We start from the raw sequence: 12,665 nt of genomic DNA, 5'->3' as shown, positions 1-12,665 counted from the left end.
AGGCGTCACGAGGGATCCTGGGCACAAGGCCCAGGATGACGTCTGAAGGATATGGTCTCTCTCCGTCACCCTCGGGCTTGACCCGAGGGTCCATGCACACCGCGGCCAGCGCCTGCGTTCATGGATGATCGGGTCAAGCCCGACCATGACGGTGGAAGGGGTGAGCGCAAGGCCCCGCCCCCTACCCCACCGCGGCCTTGATCGCGTTGATGTCCAGCTTGACCTGGCTCAGCATCACGGCGTTGGCCTTCTCCGCCGTCTTCGGGTCGGCCAGCAGGGCGTGGAGCTCGACCGGCGTCACCTGCCAGGAGACGCCGAAGCGGTCCTTCAGCCAGCCGCACTGCACCGGCTGGCCGCCGTCGGTGAGCCTTTCCCAATAGTGGTCGACCTCGTCCTGGTCGGCGCAGGGGATGACGAAGGAGACCGCCTCAGTGTGGGGAAACTGCGGCCCGCCGTTCAGGCCGGAGAAGGTCTGGCCGTCCAGCTCGGCCTCCACCAGCATGACCGTTCCGGGCTCGCCCATCGGGCCTTCGGGATAGCGGACCACGTTCAGGATCTTCGAATTGGGGAAGATTCCCGCATAGAAGGTCATGGCCTCTTCGGCCTGGGTGTCGAACCACAGGCAGGGATTGATCTTCGGCATGGGCGCGTCCTCCATCGGTTGAGCCTGACCCAAGGACGGCGCGACCGGGGACGTCCCGACAGGGCGTGCTAATTGTCTTCCGGAGCCTGGGCCTGGAGGGCGGCGTTCAGCTCCTGCAGCCTTTCGCGCAGCTCGGCGATATCGGCCTCGGGCATGGGCAGGCGGCGGACCACCTCGCAGCGCACCTCGGCCACCTGTTCGCGCAGGTCCCAGCCGGCCTGGGTCAGCGAAACCCAGACCAGGCGCTCATCGACGGTGTCGCGGGCGCGGTTGACCAGGCTCGCAGCCTCCATCCGCTTGATCAACGGGGTGAGCGAGCCGGTGTCCATGGACAGGGTACGGCGCAGATCGCGCATGGTCAGGGGCGTCTCGGCCTCCCACAGGGCGATCAGCACCAGATACTGCGGATAGGTCAGGCCCAGCGGGTCCAGCAGGCCGCGATAGATCCGCGTCACCTGACTCGCGGCCACCTGCAGCGCCAGGCACAGCTGGCGATCCACATAGAGGTCGCGCAGGCGGGACGGGATCTCCTCCGCCTCAGATTTGAACGACGTGTCCGTAATGAAAACTGACATGGATGAACGCCAACAGCAGCAACATGCGCTTTCGGACACGCTAGGGTAGAATGGAAAACCAAATCTTACCAAGATGCGATTTGATTCAGTCGAGCTTGATACAATCAGTTGTTAGGAATTGCGGACGATAAGGGCGAACAACGTTCCTTCAAAGCCGTAGGACCTCCCCATGTTCCGCTTCGACTCCCAACGCCAGAAGGCCCAGGAACTCGAACTCTCCGAACTCCGCGCCAAGTCGGCCGCCATGCTCCGGTCGCAGGCCGTGATCGAGTTCGAACTCGACGGCACGATCATCACCGCTAATCAGAACTTCCTCGGCGCCATGGGCTACACGGCCGACGAGGTGATCGGTCGCAAGCACAGCATGTTCGTGCCCGCCGACTTCGCCAAAAGCGCCGAATACGCCGCCTTCTGGGACGGACTTCGCCGGGGCGAGTTCATGGCCGAGAAGTACCTGCGCATCGGCAAGGGCGGCCGCGAGGTCTGGATTCAGGCCTCCTACAACCCGATGTTCGACGCCGAGGGCAAGGCCTACAAGGTGGTGAAGTTCGCCACCGACGTCACCGCCATCGAGGACGAGCGGACCCGTAACGAGGCCGAGCGCAGCCAGCGCCAGGCCGACCAGCAACAGGCCATGTCGGTCATCGGGGCCGGCCTCTCGGCCCTGGCCGAGGGCGACCTGCGCGCCCGCATAGACGGCGACTTCCCCGCCGAGTACGTCGCGCTGCAGCGGGACTTCAACGCCGCCGCCGGCCGCCTGGGCGAGGCCATGGCCGGCCTGGTGGCGGTTGGCGACCAGATCGGCATGAGCACCGGCGAGATCAGCCAGGCCTCCGACGACCTGTCGCGCCGCACGGAGCAACAGGCCGCCAGTCTGGAAGAAACCGCCGCGGCCCTCGACGAGATCACCGCCACGGTACGGAAATCGGCCGACAGCGCCCGGCTGGCCCGGGATTCCGTGGCCGTCACCCGCAGCAACGCCGAGGCTTCCGGCAAGGTCGTGGGCGAGGCCGTGGCCGCCATGGGCCAGATCGAGCAGTCCTCGTCCCAGATCAGCCAGATCATCGGGGTGATCGACGAGATCGCCTTCCAGACCAACCTGCTGGCCCTGAACGCCGGGGTCGAGGCCGCGCGGGCCGGCGACGCCGGCCGCGGCTTCGCGGTCGTCGCCTCCGAGGTCCGGGCGCTCGCCCAGCGCTCAGCCGACGCGGCCAAGGAGATCAAGACCCTGATCAGCGCCTCGGCCGCCCATGTGGCCGGCGGCGTACGACTGGTGGCCGAGACGGGCCAGTCGCTTGAGACCATCGTCACCCAGGTGGCCGAGATCAACGGACTGGTGAGCGAGATCGCCGCCTCGTCCGAGGAGCAGGCCATCGGCCTTGGCCAGGTTAACTCCGCCGTTAACCAGATGGATCAGATTACGCAGCAGAATGCGGCCATGGTCGAGGAATCTACCGCCGCCAGCCATGCGCTCGCCCAGGAGACCGCCGAGCTGAACCGCCTCATGGGTCGGTTCCAGTTCGCCACGGAAGTCCGCCCGCGCGCGCAAGCCAAGGCTCCGGCTCGGGCGCCTCGCCCTGTCGCCCCCACCCGTGCGCCGCGTCCCATGACGCACGGTTCGGCGGCCTTGAAACTGGCGCCCGTGGCCCAAGAGGCCGGCTGGGAGGAATTCTGAACATGAACGACCAGAGCACCATGTCGGCCAGCGGCGAGCTGATCACCGTGATCATCGGCGCGCAGCGGTTCGCCATCGACATCCAGCTGGTCCGCGAGATCCGTGGCTGGACCACCTCCACACCCCTGCCCAACGCACCGGACTATGTGCTGGGCGTGATCAACCTGCGCGGCGCGGTGCTGCCGGTGCTGAACCTGGCCGCCCGCCTGGGCCTGCCGGCCAGCGCCGCAGGCCCGTCCTCGGTGGTCATCGTCGTCGACCTGGTAGGCCGCACGGTCGGCCTGCTGGTGGACGCCGTCAGCGACATCATCAATGTCGGCGAGGGCGAGATTCAGCCGGCGCCGGTGATCGGCGCGGCCGCCAGCAAGGGCCTGGCCCGAGGCATGATCACCACCGACGAAGGCATCATCACCCTGATCGACATGAGCGGCATCCTGCCGACCGTCGCGCAGGAAGCCGCCTGAGCCTCTAGAACCTGGGGCTCAGCACTCCACCACGTTGACGGCCAGGCCGCCGAGCGAGGTCTCCTTGTAGATCTCGTTCATGTCCTCGCCTGTCCGCTTCATGGTGGCGATGACCTTGTCCAGGCTGACCGTGTGCTGGCCGTCCCCCAGCAGGGCCAGGCGCGAGGCGTCGATGGCCTTCACCGCCCCCATGGCGTTGCGCTCGATGCAGGGCACCTGCACCAGGCCGCCGATCGGGTCGCAGGTCAGACCCAGATTGTGCTCCATGGCGATCTCGGCGGCGTTCTCGATCTGCGCATTGTTGCCGCCCAGCGCCGCGGTCAGGCCCGCCGCGGCCATGGAGCAGGCCACCCCCACTTCCCCCTGACAGCCCACCTCTGCGCCGGAGATCGAGGCGTTGCGCTTGTAGAGGGCGCCAATGGCCGCCGCGGTCAGCAGGAAGGTCCGGCGTCCCTCGGCCCCGCCCCGGTGGAAGCGGTCATAGAAGCGAAGCACAGCCGGTAGCAGGCCCGCCGCCCCATTGGTGGGCGCGGTCACCACCTTGCCTCCCGAGGCGTTCTCCTCGTTCACCGACAGGGCCCAGAGATTGACCCAGTCCAGGGCGGCCAGGGGATCGCTGATATTGCGCTCCATCCGCCGCGTCAGTTCGTTGAAGTGCTGCTGGGCGCGGCGGCGCACCTTCAGGCCGCCGGGCAGGCAGCCATCCTGGCGCAGCCCCCGCTCGATACAGGCCTCCATGGCCTCGAAGATGGCGTCGAGGCCGGCGTTCACCTCCTCGGGCGTGCGCCGGGCAATCTCATTGCGCCACATCAGTTCGGCGATGGTGACGCCGGCGCCCTCGGCCATGGCCAGCAGTTCGTCGGCGCTGGCGAAGTCGTAGGGGACGACCGGTCCATCGGCCGTGGGCGGCTTGCCGAACTCCGCCTCGTCCACCACGAAGCCGCCGCCGATCGAGAAATAGACCTGTTCGGCCAGCACCTCGCCTTCAGCGTCCAGGGCGCGGAAGCGAAGGGCGTTGGGATGCTGCGGCAGGCGGATTCGGCCTTCCCACAGGATGTCGCGGGCGGGGTCGAATTCGATCTCCGGGCCCCCGCCGCCCAGGATCATGCGCCCTCCGGATGCAATCTGGCCCAGGACCGCCTCGGCGGCGTCGGGATCGAGTGTGGCGGGCTCGAAGCCGGCCAGGCCCAGGATCACCGCCCGGTCGGTGGCGTGTCCCCGCCCGGTCATGGCCAGGGAGGCATAGAGGGTCGTCTCTACCCGCGTCACAGGTCCCAGCCCCGGGGTCTGCGCAAAGCTCCGCAGGAACCGCGCCCCGGCCGTCATCGGCCCCATGGTGTGGGAACTGGAAGGCCCGACCCCCAGCTTGAAAAGATCGAAGACGCCGGCCGGCATGGAAGACTCTCGGGCTCGAACACGAAGGAAGCGCGAACATAGCCACCGCCTGCGCCGTGGCCAGCCTCGCATCCACCTATGGGGGGAAGCGCCGCCTTCTGGACGCTTCTGAACACAATGCGATCACCGGCCTGACCTTGGGTGAGCTTTGACAAGGGCGGATGGCCCGCCCAACCTCGCCCCCATGACCGAGATCGCGCCCCTGCCCGCCCTGCCCTCGCAACCTGCCGCCTCGCCCTGGCCAACCACGCAATGGCCGGAGGGCGAGCTGCCGAGCCAGGTGGACCGATCCGCCCTCGACGCGCTCGTGGCCACCGCCTTCGCCGCGCCGGACACCGAGCTGCTGGGCGAGACCCATGCGCTGCTGGTGGTTCAGGGCGGCCGCATCGTTCTGGAACGCTATGGCGAGGGCTTCGGCCCGGACGCCACCTATCCCTCCTGGTCCAAGGCCAAGAGCATCACCCAGGCCCTGGTGGGCCTGCTGGTCGCCGAGGGGAAGCTCGACATCCACGCCCCGGCCGACGTGCCCGAATGGCGTGAGACGGCAGATGATCCCCGGGCCACGATCACCCTGGACCAGCTGCTGCGCATGTCGAGCGGCCTGTCCTTCGTGGAGGACTATGTGCCGGGCCACGTCTCCGATGTGATCGAGATGCTGTTCGGATCCGGCAAGGCCGATGTGGCCCACTATGCGGCCAGCCGGCCGCTGGCCCATCCGCCGGGGACCTTCTGGTCCTATGCCAGCGGCACCACCAACATTGTCGCCCGTTGCGCGGCCCGGGCGCTCGGCGTCGATGGGGCGGGCTTCGAGGCCTTCATGCGCCAGCGGTTGTTCGAGCCGCTTGGCATGACGAGCCCGGTCCCCAAGTTCGACGCGGCCGGGACCTTCATCGGCTCGTCCTTCTGCTTTGCGACGGCGCGGGACTTTGCGCGCTTTGGCCTGCTCTATCTGCGCGGCGGACGCTGGGAGGACCGCCAGCTGCTGCCGGCCGACTGGATCGACTATGCCCGCACGCCGACCCCGCAGCCGGCGGTGCGCGAGGGCGACTACGGCGCCCACTGGTGGCTGAATATCGCCGGTCCCGGCTCGTTCAGCGCCAACGGCTATGAGGGCCAGTACACGGTTCTCGTCCCCGACCTCGACCTGATCGTCGTCCGCCACGGCAAGACGCCGCTGGAGAAGAAGGACCACGTCAAGACCTGGATCGCCCAGTTGGTCGACGCCTTCCGCTAGGCGTCAGTCCTCCACGGTCCGGCGCAGCGGCGCCAGCGCCACCAGGCTGACCAGGGCTGCGGCGCCGAGATAGAAGCCCACCGGGACCAGGCCGCCGCGGTCGGCCAGGAGCTGGGCGACCAGGGGGGCGAGGCCGCCGCCCAGGATGCCGCCCACATTGAAGGCCACCGAGGCGCCGGTGTAGCGGACCCGGGCCGGGAACAGGCCGGGCAGGAAGGCGCCCAGCGGCCCATAGACGAAGCCCATGCAGAACAGGCTGAGCGACAGGAAGCCGAACACCAGCACCAGCGAGCCTGAGCCCAGCATCGGCGCCAGCAGGAGGCCGGCCACGATCACCATGCCGCAGCCCCACATGAGCACGGCCCGCGGCGTGGTGGCGTCCGACCAGTAGCCGGCGATGACGATGCCGAGCGCCATGAACAGGATGGCGCCCAGCTGGATGGCCAGGAAGGCCTCCCGCGAATAGCCGAGCGTGGTGACCCCATAGCCAAGCGCAAACGAGGTGGAGAGGTAGTAGGTGGCGAAGCAGGCCACCACCGCGAAGGTGCCGCCCAGGGTCTCCAGGGGATGGCGAGCGAGCAGCTCGAACAGGGGCGTCTTGGGCGGCGGAGCGTGCTCCAGCGCCTTGGCGAAGGCTGGGGTCTCGGTGAGCTTCAGGCGCACCCAGAGGCCCACGCCCACCAGCACGGCGCTCAGCAGGAAGGGGATCCGCCAGCCCCAGGCGATAAACTGTTCCGGCGTCAGGAAGAGGCCGAGGATCAGGAAGAGGCCATTGGCGGCGATGAAGCCCACCGGCGCGCCCAACTGCGGGAACATGCCAAAGCGCGCCTTCCAGCCCGGCGGCGCATTCTCTACCGCCAGCAGGGCCGCCCCGCCCCACTCGCCGCCAAGGCCCAGGCCCTGGCCAAAGCGCAGCAGGCAGAGCAGGGCCGGGGCGATCCAGCCGGCCGTCGCATAGGTGGGCAGGAAGGCGATGGCGAAGGTCGAGGCGCCCATGAGCATCAGGGACGCCACCAGGGTCGATTTGCGGCCGATGCGGTCGCCATAGTGCCCGAACAGCGCCGCGCCCAGGGGCCGGGCGAAGAAGGCGATGGCGAAGGTGGCGTAGGAGGACAGAAGCTGGGCCGACGGCGAGGCCGAGGGGAAGAACAGCGGCCCGAACACCAGGGCCGCGGCCGTGGCGTAGATATAGAAATCGTAGAATTCCACCGCCGTGCCCACCAGGCTTGCGCCCAGCACGCGGCGGGTGGACGGCGCCTTCAGCACCTCTGCGCCTTGCGACATCTGTTGTCCCCTCCCCGTCGAGGTGGAACGGCTTGGCCCCGGTGAAGATCGCCGTCAAGTCTTCGGCTTTTCCAGGCCAGCCCGGTTGTGCCACCTTGGCCGACCACAAGGATCAGAGCCGCAAAGCGGCCGACGCCGCCCGGGGAGGGCGAAATGGCCAGGATCGAACTGCCGGAACAAGGAACGCCCTGGGCCGAGGTGTCCGCCCGCATGGACGCCCTGGGCGCCGGCGACGTCAAATGGCGCGATGGCAAGGCGGCGGTCTATGTCTTCAATGCCGGGCCTGAGATCGAGCAGGTGCAGAAAGAGGCCTATGCCAGGTTCGCCTCGGAGAACGGCCTGGGGCCGGCGGCCTTTCCCAGTTTGAAGCAGATGGAGGCCGAGGTGGTCGGCTTTGGCCTCGGCCTGCTGCATGGCGACGAGGCTTGCGTCGGCAACATGACCAGCGGCGGCACCGACTCCATCCTGATGGCGGTCAAGGCCGCCCGCGACCACGCCCGCAAGGTTCGCGGCCTGACCGGCCCGCTGAACCTCGTCCTGCCCCGCTCGGCCCATCCCGCCTTCGACAAGGCCTGCGCGGTGATGGAGATCGAGGTGCGGCGCACGCCGCTGAAGGACCTGCTGGCTGATCCTGCCGCCATGGAAGCGGTGATCGATGGCCAGACGATCATGATCGTCGGCTCGGCGCCCTGCTTCCCCTACGGCCTGATCGACCCCATCGAGGCCCTGGCCGAGCTCGCCCTGCGGCGCGGCGTGTGGCTGCATGTGGACGCCTGTGTCGGCGGCTATATCGCCCCCTTCGTGCGGATGAACGGCGCGGCCATCCCGCCCTTCGATTTCGAGGTCGAGGGCGTCTCATCCATCTCTGCGGACCTGCACAAATACGGCTATTGCGCCAAGGGAGCGTCCACCGTCTTCTTCCGCAGCGAGGATCTGCGCGCCCACATGATCTTCGAGGTCGGTGACTGGCCGGCGGGCAAGATGGTCACCCCCACCCTGGCCGGCACCCGCCCGGGCGGCGCCATCGCCGCGGCCTGGGCGGTGATGAATGTGCTCGGCGCCCTTGGCTACCGCGCCAAGCATGGTGAGGTGACGGAGGCTCGCCAGGTCATCCAGGCCGGCGTGCAAGCCCAGGGGTGGCATCTGCTGGGCGATCCGATGCTCGGCATCCTCGCCTTCACCCGCGACGACGTGAATCCCTTCGCCGTGCTGAAGAAGCTTTATGAGCGCGGTTGGGTGACCAGCGCGGTGACCGAGCCCGCCGGCCTGCACCTGATGCTGTCGCCGGTTCACAAGGCCGTCGCGGGTCACTATCTGGCCGACCTGGACTGGGCCACGAACGCCGCTCGAGGTGATGGCGGCAAACCGGCGGAGGCGCGCTATGGCGGCTGAACGGAAAATCCCCTGGGGCGCCATCGCCGCGGTCGGCCTGCCCACCGCCCTGCTCGGCGGATTCCTGCTCGCCCGCGGACAGTTGAACGACGAGTCCGTGCCCAGGACCCACATCCTGCCGGGCGTCGGCGCCGAGGTGACGGTCTTGGCCATCTGGGCCCATCCGGACGATGAGATCACCTGCGCCGGGACGCTCGCCCGTATGGCCAAGGCGGGCGCGCGGGTCATCCTGCTCTATCTCACCCACGGCGAGGCGGCGCAGAACACCGGCTACGGGCCCGACGAACTGGCGCGGGTCAGACTGGCCGAGGCCAAAGCCGCCGGCCGCCTGCTGGGCGCCGAGGCCGTGGAGGTGCTGGACTTCCCCGACGGGGGCCTCATCCGGCTCGACCCGGCCAAGCCCAAGGCCGCCATCGCCGAGGCCATCGGCCGCTATCGCCCTCAGGTGCTGATCAGCTTCGACGAGAAGGTGGGCTTCTACGGCCATCCCGATCACGTCCGCACCGGCGTCTGGGTGCGGGAGGTTTTCGAGGCCGCGCCCAAGGACGGACCGTGGCCGCGGCTGCTCTATCAGGTGACCCTGCCGGGCGCCCTGGTGCGTCTGGCCCGTCGGCTGGTGGCGGCCTTCCGCGAGCACTATCCCCGCGACCCGGCCAAGGGCCTGCCGCCGCCGGAGCTGGCGGTGAGCATCGCCAGCGTCGCCCAGACCAAGCGCGACCTGCTGGATGTCCACGCCTCCCAGGCGAAGATCATCGCCGACGTGCAGCCCTATTACGACCGCGTGCCGGCCTGGCTCTATTACCGCCTGTTCGACCGGGAGTACTTCGCCGCAATCCGCCGGCGCTGAGGCCTCAGGCCTCGGCCCAGAGCGGCGAAGAGGCCTTCATGAACCGCAGGCAGAAGGTCACCCGCGCCTGATCGCGCCCGGTCTTGGGGTCGGCGATCAGCACGTCGTACCAGACGTTCTCGGTCCTGGGGCTTTCGGTCAGGGCGTAAATCCGCGTGCGGCCCACATAGTCGGCGCCGGCCCGCAGCGGCCCCTGCAGGAACTGGATCTCCAGGGCGCCGAACAGACCCACCGCCGCGCCGGCCGAGCCCACCACGGCCGACCGGGCGCCGTGGGCCAGATGCACCACCATCGACGGCGGCAGGACGGCCCGCTCATCCTGGTAGCACTCCAGGGTCTCGGTGATGGTCTCCAGCCGCCGCTTCAGGGCCTCAGACGAGACGCTGAGCGCGATGTCCTGGGCCTCGTCCCCCACATGCAGGTCGGACAGGATGCGGATGGCGCTGCGGGGCGCGGCCTCCCTTGTCAGCAGCCGCCGCGACAGCTCGGAGCCGGCGTCGGCATGGTCGGACGCCGTGCCCTGGCAGATCAGGGCGCGGGCCTCGTCGTACATCTCCAGGCGGGCGCGCTCGACGCCCGGCGTCGCCTCGGCGATGACCGCCTCGCCGTCCACGGTCGGCCGCTTGAACAGCAGGGAGAGATTGCCGCCCGCAAACCAGCGCTCCCCATAGAGATCGACCAGCATCGGGACGAACTGGTCCATATGGATCGAGCCGGCCACCGTACCGCCTCGGAAGCCGAGTCTCTTTGCGGTGGCGTCCTCGTGGATGGAGCCCTGGACCTCGCCAGCCATGTTTCGGGGCGTGCGGCGCGGACCGACCAGAGTCGCCCCGTCGCTGGCCGCCTGTTGTGCGACGCGCATCATCGTTTCCTTCCCTGGCCCGGTCATTGGCGCCGAGCTCATTTGTTTTCTCGCAGGGTCCGCAGCCGCTGATAGGCCGGCGCCCTGGCCCAGGCGCGCCGCGACACTCTGGCCGCGACGGCATGACAGCGTTATCCTGGCACGGTCCCGCCAGAGGGTCACGGCGCCAATTGTCGCCGACCAGACACGGAGGATTTCACGCCTGCCGCAGCCCGGCGGCCGTCGACCTGCCAATCAGAACAGAGCCGCCCCAGGCGGCCGGGAGCGCCCCAATGACCGAACAGCCCACTGAACACGACGCCTTTCGCCAGACCGCCCGCGCCTGGCTCGCGGAGAACTTCCCGCCATCCCTGGCCCACCGACCCGCGCCGGGCCCCGGCGCCGAGGAGGGCCCCGAGACCGATGACGCCAGGCTCTGGAAGTCCCGCATGGGCGAAAAGGGCTGGGGCGTGCCCACCTGGCCGACCCAGTACGGCGGCGGCGGCCTGTCGCCGGCGCAGGCCCGGGTTCTGGCCGAAGAGATGAAGGCCATCGGGGCGCAGAACCCCATCGGCGGCATGGGGGTGATGATGTTCGGCCCCACCCTGCTGGAATACGGGACCGAAGAGCAGAAGACCCGCCATCTACCACCCATCGCGCGGGGCGACCTGCGCTGGTGCCAGGGTTTCTCCGAGCCGGGCGCGGGCTCCGACCTCGCCTCGCTGTCGACCCGGGCCGAGGACAAGGGCGACCACTGGCTGGTCAACGGCCAGAAGATCTGGACCTCGGGCGCGCACCTGGCCGACTGGTGCTTCTGCCTGGTGCGGACCGACACGACCAAGAAGCATGAGGGCATCTCCTTCCTGCTGATCGACATGCGCTCGCCCGGCGTCGAGGCCCGCCCCATCCTGTTGATCGCCGGCAATTCTCCCTTCTGCGAAACCTTCTTCACCGATGTGGTGGTCCCCAAGGAGAACCTGGTCGGCCCGCTGAACGGCGGCTGGACTATCGCCAAGCGCCTCTTGCAGCACGAACGCAGCGGTCTGGCCGGCGCCGCCGGCGCCCAGCGCGCGGCGGTGAAGGTCCCCCTGCCGCAGATGGCCAAGGCCTATCTGGGCGCCGACGAGGCGGGCCGCATCGCCGACCCCGACCTGCGCCACAGGATCACCTGCTACGAGATGGACCTGAAGGCCTTCCAGCAGACGGCCGCCCGCGCCGCCCTGGAGGCCAGGTCCAACAGCGGGCCTTCGGCGGCCACCTCGATCATGAAGAACGCCGGCTCCTTCCTGCGTCGGGACGGGGCGGAGCTGGCCGTGGAGATCATGGGCTGGCGGGGCCTGGGCTGGAGCGGCGAGCCCTTCGACGAGGACGAACTGGCCGCCACCCGCCTGCTCGGCAGCTCCAAGGCCGGCACCATCGCCGGCGGCTCCCAGGAGGTGCAGAACAACATCATCGCCAAGCGCATCCTGGGCCTGCCGGACCCGATCTCGGCGGCGGCGCGGTAGGGGGCCTGTGGGCGCGGCATGCCCTGACGCCGACGCCGACGCCGACGCCGAACGTCACAACCCCATGGAGATAGAGGTTCTCAAGGTCCTCGGCCGCCTTGCGGCTGAACCTGTAGACCGCGCTAGCCGACGCCGGCGCGCTGACGCGCCTTGGCGATGATATCGGCGGCCGACAGGTCGCTCGCGCCGCTCTCTTCGCCTTCTTGGATCAGCTGCTGGAGCGCGGCGAGTTTATCGACCCGCTCCTGGTCCCGGCGGATCAGGTCGCGCACATAGTCGCTGGCGTTGCTGTAGCGGCCGGTCCCGGCCCGCCCCTCGACCCAGTCCTTCATCGCATCGGGCAGGGAGACATTCATCGTCGCCATGGATCACCTCCGGCAATAAGCCTCGGTAAATTGGCAAACTTTGTCAATGACTGGCGCGCGGGGGCGGAGGACAAGACCAAGCTTGGTTCAGACAGCGCTACTGGCGTATGGCCACGGCCCGCGCAAACGGGGTTCGTACCCCGCGCCGAAAGGACTAGATTCCCTTTGGTGAAGTGATGGAAGCGGTCGCCCCCGGCCACAGGTGATCATGACGACAGAGATCCTCCACCAGCCGGAGCGCTATCCGCTCACCTCGAAATATGACCCGGCGTGGCTGCTCGGTCTGGACATGGGACCCAATCCGCTGTGGCTCCTGGAGGACCTGGCGCAGGACCTCGCACTCAAGCCGGGTATGCGGGTCCTGGACCTGGGATCGGGTCGCGGCGCGACATCTGTGTTCCTCGCCAAGGAGTTTGGGGTCAGCGTCGTGGCCGCCGACCTGTGG

General features: G+C 68.7%; 13 protein-coding genes. 7 read left to right on the top strand and 6 right to left on the bottom strand.

Features of this window, described 5'->3' with window-relative positions; translation table 11 throughout:
• Positions 1-181: 181 nt before the first annotated feature.
• Both V7702_RS12010 and V7702_RS12005 read right to left on the bottom strand, forming a co-directional pair.
• A complete protein-coding gene (locus V7702_RS12010; protein ID WP_335650343.1) occupies positions 182-643 on the bottom strand; it encodes a VOC family protein in 462 nt (153 codons plus the stop codon).
• A gap of 68 nt (positions 644-711) precedes the next feature.
• Positions 712-1,218, bottom strand: a complete 507-nt coding sequence (locus V7702_RS12005) for a MarR family winged helix-turn-helix transcriptional regulator (protein WP_335650342.1) — start codon at positions 1,216-1,218, stop codon at positions 712-714.
• A 169-nt stretch (positions 1,219-1,387) separates the two neighbouring features.
• On the opposite strand from V7702_RS12005, the gene V7702_RS12000 reads away from it, so the two are divergent.
• Both V7702_RS12000 and V7702_RS11995 read left to right on the top strand, forming a co-directional pair.
• The gene (locus tag V7702_RS12000; RefSeq protein ID WP_335650341.1) at positions 1,388-2,893 is read left to right on the top strand and encodes a methyl-accepting chemotaxis protein; all 1,506 of its coding nucleotides are present in this window, start codon (positions 1,388-1,390) and stop codon (positions 2,891-2,893) included.
• A 2-nt stretch (positions 2,894-2,895) separates the two neighbouring features.
• The gene (locus tag V7702_RS11995; protein ID WP_335650340.1) at positions 2,896-3,357 is read left to right on the top strand and encodes a chemotaxis protein CheW; all 462 of its coding nucleotides are present in this window, start codon (positions 2,896-2,898) and stop codon (positions 3,355-3,357) included.
• A gap of 18 nt (positions 3,358-3,375) precedes the next feature.
• Here the strand turns inward: V7702_RS11995 and V7702_RS11990 are convergent, their stop codons facing one another.
• Positions 3,376-4,752: an L-serine ammonia-lyase gene (locus V7702_RS11990; protein WP_335650339.1), complete on the bottom strand. Its 1,377-nt coding sequence runs from the start codon at positions 4,750-4,752 to the stop codon at positions 3,376-3,378.
• Between the two features lie 184 nt (positions 4,753-4,936).
• Here V7702_RS11990 and V7702_RS11985 point away from each other — a divergent pair, with 184 nt between their 5' ends.
• On the top strand, positions 4,937-5,986 hold the full coding sequence (locus tag V7702_RS11985; RefSeq protein WP_335650338.1) for a serine hydrolase domain-containing protein: 1,050 nt from the start codon (positions 4,937-4,939) through the stop codon (positions 5,984-5,986).
• 3 nt (positions 5,987-5,989) lie between these two features.
• On the opposite strand, the gene V7702_RS11980 is transcribed toward V7702_RS11985, so the two are convergent.
• Complete coding sequence (locus tag V7702_RS11980) at positions 5,990-7,270, bottom strand: MFS transporter (RefSeq protein ID WP_335650337.1); 1,281 nt, start codon at positions 7,268-7,270, stop codon at positions 5,990-5,992.
• A 153-nt stretch (positions 7,271-7,423) separates the two neighbouring features.
• Between V7702_RS11980 and V7702_RS11975 the strand changes: the two genes are divergently transcribed.
• A complete protein-coding gene (locus V7702_RS11975) occupies positions 7,424-8,662 on the top strand; it encodes a pyridoxal phosphate-dependent decarboxylase family protein (RefSeq protein WP_335650336.1) in 1,239 nt (412 codons plus the stop codon).
• The gene (locus V7702_RS11970; protein ID WP_335650335.1) at positions 8,652-9,509 is read left to right on the top strand and encodes a PIG-L deacetylase family protein; all 858 of its coding nucleotides are present in this window, start codon (positions 8,652-8,654) and stop codon (positions 9,507-9,509) included. Before V7702_RS11975 ends, V7702_RS11970 begins: the two co-directional genes overlap by 11 nt.
• Positions 9,510-9,513: 4 nt before the next feature.
• Here the strand turns inward: V7702_RS11970 and V7702_RS11965 are convergent, their stop codons facing one another.
• Entirely contained in the window at positions 9,514-10,371 is an 858-nt protein-coding gene (locus tag V7702_RS11965; protein ID WP_335650334.1) for a hypothetical protein, read from the bottom strand.
• A gap of 272 nt (positions 10,372-10,643) precedes the next feature.
• On the opposite strand from V7702_RS11965, the gene V7702_RS11960 reads away from it, so the two are divergent.
• Entirely contained in the window at positions 10,644-11,855 is a 1,212-nt protein-coding gene (locus tag V7702_RS11960; RefSeq protein WP_335650333.1) for an acyl-CoA dehydrogenase family protein, read from the top strand.
• Positions 11,856-11,977: 122 nt separating this feature from the next.
• On the opposite strand, the gene V7702_RS11955 is transcribed toward V7702_RS11960, so the two are convergent.
• Entirely contained in the window at positions 11,978-12,220 is a 243-nt protein-coding gene (locus V7702_RS11955) for a type II toxin-antitoxin system ParD family antitoxin (RefSeq protein WP_335650332.1), read from the bottom strand.
• Between the two features lie 208 nt (positions 12,221-12,428).
• Here V7702_RS11955 and V7702_RS11950 point away from each other — a divergent pair.
• The coding region (locus V7702_RS11950) for an SAM-dependent methyltransferase (protein WP_442958415.1) at positions 12,429-12,665 on the top strand (237 nt) is incomplete at its 3' end.

The organism is Phenylobacterium sp. (assembly GCF_036963605.1).
Taxonomy (GTDB): domain Bacteria; phylum Pseudomonadota; class Alphaproteobacteria; order Caulobacterales; family Caulobacteraceae; genus Phenylobacterium.
The sequence above is the reverse complement of the archived record's forward strand: the minus strand, read 5'-3'. Positions and strand labels throughout refer to the sequence as shown.

Bases quoted from the DNA above. Each gene is read 5' to 3' on its own strand.
- V7702_RS12005 (WP_335650342.1), bottom strand. From the start codon at position 1,218: ATGTCAGTTTTCATTACGGACACGTCGTTCAAATCTGAGGCGGAGGAG.
- V7702_RS11965 (WP_335650334.1), bottom strand. From the start codon at position 10,371: ATGCGCGTCGCACAACAGGCGGCCAGCGACGGGGCGACTCTGGTCGGT.
- V7702_RS11990 (WP_335650339.1), bottom strand. From the start codon at position 4,752: ATGCCGGCCGGCGTCTTCGATCTTTTCAAGCTGGGGGTCGGGCCTTCC.
- V7702_RS11975 (WP_335650336.1), top strand. From the start codon at position 7,424: ATGGCCAGGATCGAACTGCCGGAACAAGGAACGCCCTGGGCCGAGGTG.
- V7702_RS12000 (WP_335650341.1), top strand. From the start codon at position 1,388: ATGTTCCGCTTCGACTCCCAACGCCAGAAGGCCCAGGAACTCGAACTC.
- V7702_RS11985 (WP_335650338.1), top strand. From the start codon at position 4,937: ATGACCGAGATCGCGCCCCTGCCCGCCCTGCCCTCGCAACCTGCCGCC.
- V7702_RS11955 (WP_335650332.1), bottom strand. From the start codon at position 12,220: ATGGCGACGATGAATGTCTCCCTGCCCGATGCGATGAAGGACTGGGTC.
- V7702_RS12010 (WP_335650343.1), bottom strand. From the start codon at position 643: ATGCCGAAGATCAATCCCTGCCTGTGGTTCGACACCCAGGCCGAAGAG.
- V7702_RS11960 (WP_335650333.1), top strand. From the start codon at position 10,644: ATGACCGAACAGCCCACTGAACACGACGCCTTTCGCCAGACCGCCCGC.
- V7702_RS11970 (WP_335650335.1), top strand. From the start codon at position 8,652: ATGGCGGCTGAACGGAAAATCCCCTGGGGCGCCATCGCCGCGGTCGGC.
- V7702_RS11995 (WP_335650340.1), top strand. From the start codon at position 2,896: ATGAACGACCAGAGCACCATGTCGGCCAGCGGCGAGCTGATCACCGTG.
- V7702_RS11980 (WP_335650337.1), bottom strand. From the start codon at position 7,270: ATGTCGCAAGGCGCAGAGGTGCTGAAGGCGCCGTCCACCCGCCGCGTG.